General features: G+C 41.8%; 8 protein-coding genes. 6 read left to right on the forward strand and 2 right to left on the reverse strand.

Going from position 1 to position 14,677, the window contains the following annotated elements:
• The first annotated feature begins 369 nt into the window (after nucleotides 1–369).
• The 6 genes from rpoB to tuf all read left to right on the forward strand — a co-directional run bounded on the left by rpoB (nucleotide 370) and on the right by tuf (nucleotide 12,457).
• Nucleotides 370–3,951 (forward strand): DNA-directed RNA polymerase subunit beta, encoded by a 3,582-nt coding sequence (rpoB, locus tag HMPREF9703_RS03105; RefSeq protein WP_155800798.1) that lies wholly within the window; start codon nucleotides 370–372, stop codon nucleotides 3,949–3,951.
• A gap of 89 nt (nucleotides 3,952–4,040) precedes the next feature.
• The gene (gene rpoC, locus HMPREF9703_RS03110; protein WP_004635540.1) at nucleotides 4,041–7,688 is read left to right on the forward strand and encodes a DNA-directed RNA polymerase subunit beta'; all 3,648 of its coding nucleotides are present in this window, start codon (nucleotides 4,041–4,043) and stop codon (nucleotides 7,686–7,688) included.
• 338 nt (nucleotides 7,689–8,026) lie between these two features.
• The gene (gene rpsL / locus HMPREF9703_RS03115) at nucleotides 8,027–8,437 is read left to right on the forward strand and encodes a 30S ribosomal protein S12 (protein WP_004635542.1); all 411 of its coding nucleotides are present in this window, start codon (nucleotides 8,027–8,029) and stop codon (nucleotides 8,435–8,437) included.
• Between the two features lie 45 nt (nucleotides 8,438–8,482).
• On the forward strand, nucleotides 8,483–8,953 hold the full coding sequence (rpsG, locus tag HMPREF9703_RS03120) for a 30S ribosomal protein S7 (RefSeq protein WP_004635543.1): 471 nt from the start codon (nucleotides 8,483–8,485) through the stop codon (nucleotides 8,951–8,953).
• Between the two features lie 96 nt (nucleotides 8,954–9,049).
• Entirely contained in the window at nucleotides 9,050–11,137 is a 2,088-nt protein-coding gene (fusA, locus tag HMPREF9703_RS03125) for an elongation factor G (RefSeq protein WP_004635545.1), read from the forward strand.
• Between the two features lie 135 nt (nucleotides 11,138–11,272).
• Nucleotides 11,273–12,457, forward strand: a complete 1,185-nt coding sequence (tuf, locus tag HMPREF9703_RS03130) for an elongation factor Tu (protein ID WP_004635547.1) — start codon at nucleotides 11,273–11,275, stop codon at nucleotides 12,455–12,457.
• A gap of 212 nt (nucleotides 12,458–12,669) precedes the next feature.
• Here the strand turns inward: tuf and HMPREF9703_RS03135 are convergent, their stop codons facing one another.
• Nucleotides 12,670–13,473: an ABC transporter permease gene (locus tag HMPREF9703_RS03135; protein WP_004635549.1), complete on the reverse strand. Its 804-nt coding sequence runs from the start codon at nucleotides 13,471–13,473 to the stop codon at nucleotides 12,670–12,672.
• Nucleotides 13,473–14,396, reverse strand: a complete 924-nt coding sequence (locus tag HMPREF9703_RS03140) for an ABC transporter ATP-binding protein (RefSeq protein ID WP_004635550.1) — start codon at nucleotides 14,394–14,396, stop codon at nucleotides 13,473–13,475. Before HMPREF9703_RS03140 ends, HMPREF9703_RS03135 begins: the two co-directional genes overlap by 1 nt.
• Nucleotides 14,397–14,677: the final 281 nt, after the last annotated feature.

The following is a 14,677-nucleotide window of genomic DNA, read 5'->3' on the forward strand; positions in this document are numbered from 1 at the left end:
TAAAATAAAGAACATTTTGTCGGCTAAGCTGAGAAATGTTCTTTTTTAATAGCATTCAAAAGTTATTGCATCTCTTGTTGCAATTCAGAAGAAAAGGAATATATTATTTTTTATTTGCATTCTCACTTTAGATGAGGTATACTTAATAAACGCAACATGTATGGAAATAGGTAGTCTTGCGAAATATTGTCCGTAAGCTAGCCGTGGAATAGAGCAAAAGATGAGGGAGTATTATCAAAAAAACCGGGAATCTTTTGTCTTTTTTTGTGTCTAAAAAGGGATTCAATTTGGCAATGTAATTAAATTGTAATATTTGTTACACAAATGTAATATCCCGAAGCGCAACTCTGTACATAATAATTATGAGAGGTGAACAGCTTGGTTGGAAAAGATGTGAAGTTTGGTAGACATCGCGTACGTCGTAGTTACTCAAGAATTAATGAAGTATTAGATCTTCCCAATTTGATCGAAATTCAAACCCAGTCATACGATTGGTTCTTGTCAGAAGGGTTGAATGAAATGTTTGGCGATATTTCGCCGATTGATGATTTCTCTGGGAATTTGTCATTGGAGTTTGTTGATTTCCAGTTTCAAGAAGAGAAATATACAGTAGATGAGGCGCGCGAGCACGATGCGAACTATTCAGCCCCATTATATGTAAAATTACGTTTAATTAATAAAGAGACAGGTGAAGTGAAAGAGCAAGAAGTGTTCTTCGGAGACTTCCCACTGATGACAGAACAAGGAACATTTATTATTAACGGGGCAGAGCGTGTTATTGTCTCACAACTTGTGCGATCACCAGGTGTATATTACAGTCCAAAAGTTGAAAATAATGGACGCGAAGGGTTCAGTACGGTTGTTATTCCGAACCGTGGTGCTTGGTTAGAATACGAAACAGATACAAAAGGCTTATCGAATGTACGAATTGACCGGACACGTAAGATTCCAATTACAGTCCTTATGCGTGCGCTTGGTATTGGCTCAGATGATGAGATTTTAGATATTCTGGGGCCGAATGAAAGTCTGGAAGCAACCTTGGAAAAAGATGTGCACAAATCAACTTCAGACTCACGCGTAGAAGAAGCGTTGAAAGATATTTATGAGCGTCTACGCCCAGGTGAGCCTAAAACAGCTGAATCAGCTCGTAGCCTCTTGAACACGCGATTCTTCGATCCGAAGCGTTATGATTTAGCTTATGTTGGTCGTTTCAAGATGAACAAGAAGTTGGACTTGAAGAACCGAATGATGGGGACCATTTTAGCGGAATCACTTGCTGATCCAGAGACAGGCGAATTGCTTGCTTCAGAAGGAACAGAAGTCACAAGAGAAGTGATGGATATGCTAGCTCCTCACTTAGATAATGGCTTAGGGATGATCACGGTTGAACCGTCTGAAGATGCCGTTGTGACAGACCCAATTGATTTACAACTGATTAAAGTTTACTCGAAAGAAAATCCTGACCAGGTGACTCATTTAATTGGGAACGGTCAACCTGATAAAGATGCGAAGTGGATTGTGCCGGCTGATATGATTGCGGCTATCAGTTACTTCTTTAACTTACAAGAAGGTATTGGGGAAGTGGATGATATTGACCACTTAGGTAACCGCCGTATTCGTTCAGTAGGGGAACTCTTACAAAACCAGTTCCGTATTGGGCTTAGCCGAATGGAGCGTGTTGTCCGCGAACGTATGTCGATTCAAGATACGTCAAGTATGACACCGCAACAATTAATTAATATCCGTCCTGTGGTAGCATCGCTGAAGGAATTCTTCGGATCGTCTCAATTATCTCAGTTCATGGACCAGACCAACCCACTAGGCGAGTTGACGCATAAGCGTCGTCTATCAGCTCTGGGACCAGGTGGATTAACCCGTGACCGTGCGGGATATGAAGTGCGAGATGTTCACTATTCTCACTACGGTCGTATGTGTCCAATCGAAACACCTGAGGGGCCGAACATTGGATTAATTAACAGTTTATCCACTTACGCGAAGATTAACGAGTACGGCTTTATCGAGACGCCTTACCGTAAAGTGGTCGATGGAAAAGTTACTGATGAAATCGAATATCTATCAGCGGATGAAGAAGATTTATACGTTGTCGCGCAGGCAAACGCTGAATTAAACGAAGATAATACCTTCAAGAACGATATGGTCTTAGCACGATATCTAGATGTCAACGAAGAATTAAGTGTTGATCGAGTGGATTATATGGATGTATCACCGAAGCAAGTTGTCTCAGTCGCTACAGCCAGCATTCCGTTCTTAGAGAATGATGACTCGAACCGAGCTTTAATGGGAGCTAACATGCAACGACAAGCTGTGCCACTGATGAAACCAGCTGCTCCACTTGTCGGAACTGGAATGGAACACCGATCTGCTCGTGACTCAGGATCTGCTGTAATTGCGAAGCAGAGTGGAACGGTAGAATATGTTGATGCGAAGAAAATTCACGTCCGCGAAGAAGATGGTACGAAACGTGAATATGTATTGATGAAATTCCAACGCTCAAACTCAGGAACATCTTACAATCAAGTACCGATTGTCAAGAGCGGTGACCAAGTTGAAAAAGGTGAAATCCTAGCAGATGGACCATCCATGGATAAAGGAGAAATGGCTCTTGGGAAGAACCCATTAATTGCCTTCACTTCCTTCGATGGATACAACTTCGAGGATGCCATCATTATGAGTGAACGCTTAGTGAAAGATGACGTCTATACATCGATTCATATTGATGAACTGGAATCTGAAGCACGTGATACAAAACTTGGACCAGAAGAAATTACTCGCGAAATTCCAAACGTCGGTGATAGTGCGCTGAAAGATCTGGATGAACGTGGTATTATCCGTGTTGGAGCAGAAGTTCAGGATGGCGATATTTTGGTAGGTAAAGTAACACCAAAAGGAGTTTCTGAACTATCAGCGGAAGAAAAATTACTGCACGCTATCTTTGGGGAAAAAGCCCGTGAAGTTCGCGATACCTCATTGCGTGTACCTCATGGCGGTGGCGGAATTGTTCATGACGTAAAAGTCTTTACCCGTGAAGCCGGCGATGAGCTATCACCAGGTGTGAATTACCTTGTCCGTGTCTTTATTGCCCAAAAACGTAAAATTAGCGTTGGGGATAAACTAGCAGGACGTCACGGTAACAAAGGGGTTGTTTCCCTCATTTTACCAGAAGAAGATATGCCATTCTTAGAAGATGGAACACCCGTTGATGTCATGTTGAACCCACTTGGGGTGCCATCACGTATGAATATCGGTCAGGTTATCGAGCTTCATATGGGAATGGCTGCTCGAAAACTCGGTATTCACTTAGCGACACCTGTCTTCGATGGTGCATCGGAAGAAGATGTTTGGGAGACGATTCGTGAAGCAGGTATGGATGACGATGCGAAAAGTGTCTTGTATGATGGACGAACTGGTCAGAAATTTGACCAAAAAGTATCAGTTGGCGTTATGTACTTCTTGAAACTAGCTCACATGGTTGATGATAAGCTACATGCTCGTTCAACCGGACCATACTCACTTGTTACACAGCAACCACTGGGCGGTAAAGCACAGTTTGGTGGACAGCGATTCGGTGAGATGGAGGTATGGGCGCTGGAAGCTTATGGAGCGGCATATACCTTACAAGAAATCCTAACGTACAAATCAGATGATATCGTCGGACGAGTGAATACGTACGAAGCGATTGTTAAAGGAGAACAAATCCCGCGTCCAGGTGTACCGGAATCTTTCCGTGTCCTTGTTCATGAATTACAATCACTTGGTCTTGACTTGAAAGTACTCGATAAAGACAAGAATGAAATTAACTTAATCGAGACGGATCAAGACGATGGCGAAGGCTATGTTGACTCTTTAGAGAAAATGAAAAAAGAGCAAGAAGCGAAACGTGCCAAAGAAAAAGCTGAAAAAGAAGAAGCAGAAAACAAGAAAAATAAATAAGTAATGACATAAATGTCGCAGAGTCGCCGGGGAGTTCCCCGGCAGAGCATAGGGCAGCTCAAAAAAACTTATAAGGGAGGTTTGCCCCCTTGGTAGATGTAAATAATTTCGAAAGTATTCAAATTGGCTTAGCTTCACCTGATAAGATCCGTAGTTGGTCACGTGGGGAAGTTAAAAAACCGGAAACAATCAATTACCGTACACTAAAACCAGAAAAAGATGGACTATTTTGTGAGAGAATCTTCGGTCCAACTAAAGACTATGAATGTTCATGTGGAAAATATAAACGTGTGCATTATAAAGGAATTGTCTGTGATCGTTGTGGGGTAGAAGTTACGAAGTCTAGCGTCCGTCGTGAACGTATGGGCCACTTAGAACTTGCTGCACCAGTGACACACATCTGGTACTTCAAGGGTATTCCGTCACGTATGGGGCTGATTCTAGATATGAGTCCGCGCTCATTGGAAGAGATTATCTATTTCGCATCTTATGTGGTTACAGATGCGGGCGATACCCCATTAGAAGAGAAACAACTACTGACAGAACGCGAATACCGTCAGTACCGTCATAAATACGGCACGGATTTCCAAGCTGATATCGGTGCGGAAGGTGTCCGTACATTATTGAAGAACCTTGATATTCAAGCAGAGATTGATGAACTAAAAGAACTACTCCAAACAGCAACCGGCCAAAAACGTTCGCGAGCTATTCGTCGTCTAGATATCCTAGATGCATTCAATGATTCGAATAACAAACCAGAGTGGATGATCTTGGATGTTATTCCAATTATCCCACCAGAATTGCGTCCAATGGTCCAACTCGAAGGGGGACGTTTTGCAACTAGTGACTTGAACGACTTATACCGTCGTGTCATTAACCGAAATAACCGTCTGAAGCGTCTCTTGGACTTGAATGCACCGCACATTATCGTTCAGAACGAGAAGCGTATGCTCCAAGAAGCGGTGGATGCTTTAGTTGATAACGGTCGTCGCGGTCGTGCAGTAACTGGCCCAGGAAACCGTCCATTGAAGTCGCTCTCTCACATGTTGAAAGGGAAACAAGGACGATTCCGTCAAAACTTGCTCGGAAAACGTGTCGACTACTCAGGTCGTTCGGTTATCGTTGTTGGACCGAAGTTGAAGATGTATCAATGTGGTCTACCGAAAGAAATGGCATTGGAGCTCTTCAAGCCATTCGTTATGCGCGAATTAGTGGAGCGCGAAATTGCTAATAACATCAAAAATGCGAAGCGTAAAGTGGAACGTATGGATGAATCAGTCTGGAACGTGCTAGAAGATGTCATTCGAGAACACCCAGTCCTTCTAAACCGAGCACCGACCTTGCACCGTCTGGGTATCCAAGCATTCGAGCCGGTATTAGTTGAAGGAAAAGCCATTCAACTGCACCCACTTGCTTGTGAGGCCTACAATGCCGACTTCGATGGAGACCAGATGGCGGTTCACGTACCATTAAGTGATGAAGCCCAAGCTGAAGCCCGTATCCTCATGCTTGGGGCACAGAACATCTTGAATCCAAAAGATGGAAAACCAGTCGTAACACCATCACAGGATATGGTATTAGGGAACTATTACCTAACAATGGAAGATAATGGTAAACAAGGTGAAGGATCACGTTTTTCAAGTGTATCTGAAGCCATTCAAGCTTACCAAACCGGCTATGTTCATTTGCATACGCGAGTAGCTATCCAAACAGCTGACTTAGCGCACAAACCATTTACCGATGAGCAGCGCAAGCAATACCTCGTCACAACAGTTGGGAAATTGATCTTCAACGAAATTATGCCGGACGAATTCCCGTACTTGAACGAACCGTCTCGAGTTAACTTAGAAGAAAAAACACCAGACAAGTACTTCTTAGATTACGGAACGGACATTCCGAAGACGATTAGTGAAATGCCGTTAGTGAAGCCATTTGGTAAGAAAGACTTAGGAAATATTATTGCCCAAGTCTTCAAGGATTTCCAAGTGACTGAAACATCTAAGATGCTGGACAGAATGAAGAACCTAGGCTACAAATATTCAACTATTTCAGGTATTACAGTTGGGATTGCGGATATTTCAGCCTTAGAAGAAAAACCAGTTATTTTAGAGAAAGCTCATGCCAAAGTGGACAAGATCAATGCCACACACCGTCGTGGATTGATTACTGAAGATGAGCGTTATACAAAAGTTATTGAAGTTTGGAACCAAGCGAAAGATGATATTCAAGAAGCCTTGAAAACGTCACTTGATCGTAAGAATAATATCTTCATGATGAGTGATTCTGGTGCTCGTGGTAACATCTCCAACTTTACCCAACTTGCAGGTATGCGTGGGTTAATGGCCGCACCGAGTGGAGAAATTATGGAACTTCCAATTACATCGAACTTCCGTGAAGGACTATCTGTCTTAGAGATGTTCATCTCGACTCACGGGGCACGTAAAGGAATGACCGATACCGCGCTGAAAACAGCCGACTCAGGTTACTTGACGCGTCGATTAGTTGATGTGGCACAAGATGTCATTATTCGAGAAGAAGACTGTGGAACGAAACAAGGCTTAACTGCCCGTGCCATTAAAGTAGGTAATGAAGTGATCGAACCACTGATTGACCGAATTATTGGACGTTATGCTCGCGTCACCGTTCGTCATCCAGAAACAGATGAAGTAATCGTTCGTGAGAACGAAATTATTACCGAAGATAAAGGGCGCCAAATTGTTGATGCTGGTATTGAAGAAGTAACGATTCGTTCTGTCTTTAGCTGTAATACGCAACACGGTGTCTGCAAGCACTGTTATGGACGTAACTTAGCAACTGGCCGTGAAGTTGAAGTCGGAGAAGCGGTTGGAACGATTGCTGCTCAATCAATCGGGGAACCAGGTACTCAGTTAACGATGCGTACCTTCCACACCGGAGGAGTTGCTGGAGATGATATCACACAAGGTCTTCCTCGTGTTCAAGAGATCTTCGAAGCCCGTCATCCAAAAGGGCAAGCAACCATTACAGAAGTATCAGGAGAAGTTGCTGATATTACCGAGAATGCCGAAGAACGGACAAAAGTTGTCACCATTAAAGGAGAAGTTGACACTCGTTCGTACGAAATTCCAATCAATGCCCGCATGAAAGTTGAAGTTGGAGATGTCATCGAACGTGGTGATCCATTGAATGAAGGGTCAATCGATCCGAAAGAACTCCTTGCCGTTAGTGATGCTGAAACATTGAAGAACTATCTCTTACAAGAAGTACAGTACGCTTACCGTTCACAAGGGGTGGAAATCGGTGATAAGCACGTTGAAGTAATGGTCCGTCAGATGTTGCGTAAAGTTCGTGTACAAGATCCAGGTGACACAGACATCTTGCCAGGAACAATGATTGACTTGCATGAATTCAAGGAACGTAACAAAAAAGCACTGATGTCAGGTGGCCAACCTGCGACTGCACGCTTAGTTCTTCTAGGAATTACGAAAGCATCGTTGGAGACAGATAGTTTCCTATCAGCTGCTTCATTCCAAGAAACAACACGTGTCCTTACCGATGCAGCAATCCGTGGTAAAACAGATAACCTCATTGGACTGAAAGAAAACGTCATTATCGGTAAGAATATCCCAGCCGGAACCGGAATGGATATTTATAGCAGTATTGAGCCGAAATCAGTCGGTGTTGTTAGCGAAAATGTCTACAGCATCAACGATCAGAGCGAAGCAATTGATGAAATAGAAGCTGTGGAAGAAGACTAATTAAATCGATCTAAATAAGGAGACTGAGGTTACTCTTGAAGTAGCTTCAGTCTTTTTTATAGGAATAACAGAGATGAATATGATTGGAACAAGTTTTTCTTGCCTATTTCATTAAAAAACTCTTATTTTATTTGACGAAAAGAAAATTGTGTGGTATATTGTGTAAGGTGCTTTTGTTAGAGGACTGAGTTCTGATAACAAAGTCAGTCTCGTAGTCAGAAGCCACCCCACATAATTCGCAATTAAGCGAGTGTTTCTTTTTTCTAAAAAATGAAACACCTGGATGTGTGGGATTAGATTTACAATTAGATTATTCAATGAAGGGAGGACTCAAACTTATGCCTACAATTAACCAATTAGTACGTAAACCGCGTAAAACGAAACAAGGGAAATCAGAATCTCCAGCGTTAAACAAAGGATACAATACACTAAAACGTAAGCAAACAACGGTCTACTCACCGCAAAAACGTGGTGTGTGTACGCGTGTCGGAACAATGGCACCGAAGAAACCGAACTCAGCGTTACGTAAATACGCACGTGTTCGCTTATCGAACCAAATCGAGGTAACTGCTTACATCCCAGGAGAAGGTCACAACTTACAAGAACACTCAGTTGTCCTTATTCGTGGAGGTCGTGTAAAGGATTTACCTGGTGTTCGTTACCACGTTGTTCGTGGAGCGTTAGATACAGCAGGTGTATCAGAGCGTCGCAATGGTCGTTCTAAATACGGTACAAAAAAACCTAAATAATTAACAGATTAGACTGAATAAATTTTTGTCGAAAGGAGGGGTGTCATGTCACGAAAAGGTCAAGCGGAGAAACGCGAAGTATTAGCGGATCCGATTTATAATTCAAAATTAGTAACACGTTTAATTAACCGATTAATGGTTGATGGTAAGCGTGGGAAGGCGTCAACTATTTTATACAAAGCATTTGATGCCATTAAAGAACAAACGGGTGATGATCCAGTTGAAGTATTCGAACAAGCACTCGAGAACATCATGCCTGTGCTAGAAGTTAAAGCGCGTCGTGTTGGTGGTTCGAACTACCAAGTACCAGTTGAAGTTCGTCCAGAACGTCGAACAACTTTGGCGCTACGTTGGTTAGTGAATTACGCTCGTTTGCGTGGAGAATACAACATGGAAGAGCGTTTAGCGAAAGAAATTATGGATGCAGCGAACAACACAGGTGCATCTGTTCGTAAACGTGAAGAAATGCACCGAATGGCTGAAGCGAACAAAGCATTCGCTCACTATCGTTGGTAATTTTCCCGAACTTACCCCGCTAATTATCTGTTATACAGTTAATTATGGGTAAATGAACACTTGCAGACACATAGATATAGAGAGGTGTAAAGATAAGTGGCAAAAAGAGCATTTCCACTAGAGAGAACTCGTAATATTGGTATCATGGCCCACATTGATGCTGGTAAAACAACAACAACTGAGCGTATTTTATACTACTCAGGTCGAATCCACAAAATCGGTGAAACTCACGAAGGAGCTTCACAGATGGACTGGATGGAACAAGAACAAGAACGTGGGATTACCATTACATCAGCTGCGACAACAACTTCATGGTTAGACCACCGTATCAACATTATTGATACACCTGGTCACGTGGACTTTACCGTCGAGGTTGAACGTTCACTCCGTGTATTAGATGGAGCCGTAGCGGTTTTAGATGCACAATCAGGAGTAGAACCACAAACTGAAACAGTTTGGCGTCAGGCAACAACTTACCACGTTCCACGTATTGTATTCGTCAACAAGATGGACAAACTTGGAGCAAACTTCATCAACGCGTCTGAATCATTACATGATCGTTTAGATGCAAATGCCCACCCAATTCAATTGCCAATTGGTGCGGAAGATGATTTCGAAGGGATTATTGATCTTGTCGAAATGAAAGCTTACGTATACGGTAATGACTTGGGAACTGAAATTAATGAAGTTGAAATTCCTGATGAATACAAAGACCAAGCGAAAACATACCGTGAAAAATTAGTTGAAGCGGTTGTTGAACTTGATGAAGAGTTAATGATGTCTTATCTTGAAGGAGAAGAAATCACTAACGAACAACTTAAAGCGGGAATCCGTCAAGCAACACTTGACGTTGAATTCTTCCCAGTACTTTGTGGTACAGCCTTCAAGAACAAAGGGGTACAATTAGTCTTGAATGCAGTCGTAGATTACCTACCTGCACCAACTGACGTACCTGCGATTGAAGGTCACGTACAAGATGATCCAGACAAAGTTGTTAAGCGTGAAGCTGGCGACGACCAACCATTCTCAGCTCTTGCCTTCAAGGTAATGACTGACCCATATGTTGGACGTCTAACATTCTTCCGTGTATACTCTGGAACATTGGAATCAGGTTCATACATCTTGAACGCTACGAAAGACTCGCGTGAGCGTGTTGGACGTATTCTTCAGATGCACGCGAACTCGCGTGAAGAAATTCCAGAAGTCTTCTCTGGCGATATCGCTGCAGCAGTAGGACTTAAGGATACCGGAACAGGGGACACATTATGTGACCTAGATGATCCAGTTATCCTAGAATCAATGGAATTCCCTGAGCCTGTTATTCAAGTAGCGATCGAACCAAAATCTAAAGCAGACCAAGATAAAATGTCTGTAGCGTTATCTAAATTAGCTGAAGAGGATCCAACCTTCAAAGCTGAAACAGATCACGAAACTGGTGAAACATTGATCGCTGGTATGGGTGAGTTACACTTAGATATTATTGTAGACCGATTGAAGCGTGAATTTAAAGTTGAAGCGAATATCGGTAACCCACAAGTATCTTACCGTGAAACATTCACCAAAACAGTTGAAGCAGAAGGTAAATTCGTTCGTCAGTCTGGTGGTAAAGGTCAATTCGGTCACGTTTGGATTGAATTCTCACCAAACGACGAAGGTGAAGGATACGAATTCGAAGACGCAATTGTCGGAGGATCTGTTCCAAGAGAATACATCCCTTCAGTTGACGCTGGACTTCAAGACGCAATGGAAAATGGTGTCTTAGCTGGTTACCCATTAGTTGACGTAAAAGCGAAACTATACGATGGGTCATACCACGATGTCGACTCGAGTGAAGCGGCCTTCAAAGTAGCTGCTTCCTTAGCCCTAAGAAACGCTGCCAAATCTGCTGGACCTGTTATTTTAGAGCCAATGATGGCTGTTGAGATTACAGTACCAGAAGAATACTTGGGAGACGTTATGGGACACATCTCAAGTCGTCGTGGACAAATCGAAGGACAAGAACCGCGCGGGAATGCCTTAATCGTTAAAGGAACGATTCCTTTATCAGAAATGTTCGGATACGCAACAACTCTCCGTTCATCAACACAAGGACGCGGAACCTTCTCTATGCAATTTGCCCACTATGCACCAGTTCCAACAAGCATTGCAGAAGAAATTATTAAGAAAAACGGTGGCCAAGCTTAATTCCACCTACAAACTACAGAATATCAATGCACATTTATTGAAGTTATGAACTGAAAGAGGTATAATGAAGATAAATGTGCAGAGAATATCTGTACGATAAACTAAACAACAAAATCCTTAAGGAGGATATCATTCATGGCAAAAGAAAAATTTGATCGTTCGAAAGAGCATATGAATATTGGTACACTAGGACACGTCGACCACGGTAAAACTACCTTAACAGCAGCTATCACTTACGTATTAGCTGAATTAGGTCTTGCAGAAGCATCTGCTTACGACCAAATCGATGGTGCAGCAGAAGAGCGTGAACGTGGAATTACAATCGCAACTTCTCACGTTGAGTACTCAACTGAAAACCGTCACTACGCACACGTTGACTGCCCAGGACACGCCGACTACATCAAAAACATGATTACCGGTGCTGCACAAATGGATGGAGCTATCTTAGTAGTATCTGCTGCAGATGGTCCAATGCCACAAACTCGTGAGCACATCTTGCTTGCACGTCAGGTTGGTATTGAGCACTTCGTAGTCTTCTTGAACAAAGTTGACCAAGTTGATGACGAAGAATTACTAGAATTAGTAGAATTAGAAGTTCGTGACCTATTAAGCGAATACGACTTCCCAGGTGACGATGTACCAGTAATCGCTGGTTCAGCACTTCTAGCACTTCAAGATGACCGTGCACACATGGACAAAGTTAAAGAATTAATGGACGCAGTAGACGAGTACGTTCCATCACCAGCTCGTGACGCTGACAAAGACTTCTTGATGCCAGTTGAGGATGTTTTCTCAATTACTGGTCGTGGTACAGTTGCAACTGGTCGTGTAGAACAAGGTCAAGTTAAAGTTGGAGACGAAGTAGAAATCGTTGGTATTAAAGATACTACAACTTCAACTGTTACTGGTGTTGAAATGTTCCGTAAGTTATTAGACTACGCGGAAGCTGGAGACAACATTGGTGCACTTTTACGTGGACTTTCTCGTGATGACGTTGAACGTGGACAAGTATTAGCTGCTCCAGGTTCAATTACACCTCACACAAAGTTCGAAGCTGAAGTGTATGTATTGTCTAAAGATGAAGGTGGACGTCACACTCCATTCTTCTCAAACTACCGTCCACAGTTTTTCTTCCGTACAACTGACGTAACAGGTGTTGTACACTTACCAGAAGGAACTGAAATGGTAATGCCTGGAGACAACACTGAAATGACTGTTGAGTTAATCTCACCAATCGCGGTTGAAGCTGGTACGAAATTCACTATTCGTGAAGGTGGACGTACAGTTGGTGCCGGTGTTGTTTCTAAGATTGTCGAGTAATTTTTCGACTAACGTATTGAAATAAACACTTAAAAGTCCTGAGTTTGGTTTCGGCCCAACTTAGGGCTTTTATTTATAGATAAAAAAGCTGGAAATAATGCAATGTTGATGCATTATTCCCAGCTATTTTTCGTTATGAAATTAGCTCATCTTCTTGCTTTTTGATATGATTTAGTTTCTTTTCAGTCCTTTTTTATAAACTATCTCTACTCTTATCCATGTTCTGCCAAGGTCAGTTGTGCTCGGTTAATGACGTAGCTTGCAACAGCAATTGAGGCTGCTGATAATAGAACAAGCCATAATATACCGATAAAATCTCCCTCTAAAAAGAGTAAATCGCGCATGAATTGTAATTGATGGGTTAGTGGGTTAAACTGTACAGCAAGCTGTAACATGCGTGGTGCTAACTCAATTGCAAAGAATGTTGGTGCGGCAAAGCTGACGGGAATCACAACAAATGATACAAAGTTATCTCTCGTCTTATAATCTTTAATTTTAACAGTAATCATAACCCCAATCGATGTCCAAAATAGCGACATCAACATAACAAGTGCATACACGCCTAATGATTGCATGAGCGTGAATCCATGACCTAATAAAGCAGCCAATACCAATAATACAGCGGATTTTAAAGATGTACTTAACAGCGAGTACGTACTCATTCCAATGACGTAATATACTGGACGAATACCACTGAGTAACTTCATACCTAATAATCCATACTGCTTGTCAATCGTCACCCGATAGATTGCATGTGACATATCAGTCAACATCATCATTGCTAAGATTCCTGTCAGTGCATATTGACTATACGGGAGTGTTAATCCTTTGTATGGAACAACACTTTGCATTGAGCTGACTCCTAGAACAATAAACAAGAAATAAAGAATTGGTGTGAGTAAATGTTGCAACACTGCCCCTTTATAGGCAAAAAATGCCTTTATTTCATTCTTGACAATTGAGACATAACCCTTCGATCCCAATAAGTTGATCTGTCTAAAATGAGTTGGCTTCATTATGATTCTCTCCCTTCACGCATAGATAAATAAGCTTCTTTGAGAGAAATCATCTCTGGTTCAACACTTTTAATCGGAGTGTCTTCCCCGAACACTCGCAGGACTTCTCTAGCCAATGTCCCTTTAGGAACGGTAAGTTTTACCTTGTTCTCTTCTATTTGTTCAACTTTATAATTGTATTTATTCGCTCTCTGGGACTCTTCATCTGATAAATCATAATCCTCAGCAAATAAAACTTCATACGAATCCCGGTCGTCTTTGCTCTGAGCAAAAGCCGTCATTTCTCCATGATATAGAAGCTCGCCATGATCCATAAAGAGTAAATCATCACAGTGCTCCTCTAACAGGGATAAATCATGAGACGAAATAATCACAATTTTTCCTGCAGCTGCCTCTTCTTTTAAGTAAGATAATAATTCTCGACCGGTTTCCTGATCCATGCCTACTGTTGGTTCATCAAGAATATAAATATCTGGACGATGAACTAAGGCTCGTGCAATCTGGACACGTTGCTGTTGTCCACCTGATAATTGCTCTAGACTTCTATCTTTTAAGTCGAAAATATTCATCAATTTAAGCGCCTGTTCAGTTAGGTTACTTGCCTCTGACGTCGGACAATTGCCTAGCAATGTGCCTAAATAGACATTATCATAGACATTATTGTACCAATCAAGCATCGTCGTCTGTGGGGAAAAGCCAATGACTGAAAATCCTATTTCTTCAATATTTTCAGCCTCAATCAACACATCTCCGCTAGTTGGTGCTTGAAATCCCACAATCGTATTGATTAATGTTGATTTCCCAGCCCCATTATGTCCGACTAAAGCGATGAAATCACCATCAGTTAATTCGACCGAAAAATCTTTCACGGCATGAACGTCTTCAAATTTAATATTTAAATCTTTTATACTTATTTTAGTCAACCTAATCACCTCTATAATTTAACATTATTGACTTGATGAGCTCTCACTCATCCTTGGGCCAATAATCTTAAATTAAGTTCCGTATACCCATGTCATCACCTTCCTAAAACTATTATGTGTTGTTCACAAAAGATTAGCAAACAACCGATTACATTTTAACACAAATCAACTTATTATCAAATAATTCCACAAAAAATTTTTTTATAATATATCTGCGATTGATCACGGTACTTAAAGAATTAAGTACGATCTATATGTAGAAGTTTAATTTAAAGCACTCA

This window comes from Dolosigranulum pigrum ATCC 51524 (assembly GCF_000245815.1).
GTDB lineage: Bacteria > Bacillota > Bacilli > Lactobacillales > Carnobacteriaceae_A > Dolosigranulum > Dolosigranulum pigrum.

Bases quoted from the DNA above. Each gene is read 5' to 3' on its own strand.
- rpsL (WP_004635542.1), top strand. From the start codon at position 8,027: ATGCCTACAATTAACCAATTAGTACGTAAACCGCGTAAAACGAAACAA.
- rpsG (WP_004635543.1), top strand. From the start codon at position 8,483: ATGTCACGAAAAGGTCAAGCGGAGAAACGCGAAGTATTAGCGGATCCG.
- tuf (WP_004635547.1), top strand. From the start codon at position 11,273: ATGGCAAAAGAAAAATTTGATCGTTCGAAAGAGCATATGAATATTGGT.
- HMPREF9703_RS03135 (WP_004635549.1), bottom strand. From the start codon at position 13,473: ATGAAGCCAACTCATTTTAGACAGATCAACTTATTGGGATCGAAGGGT.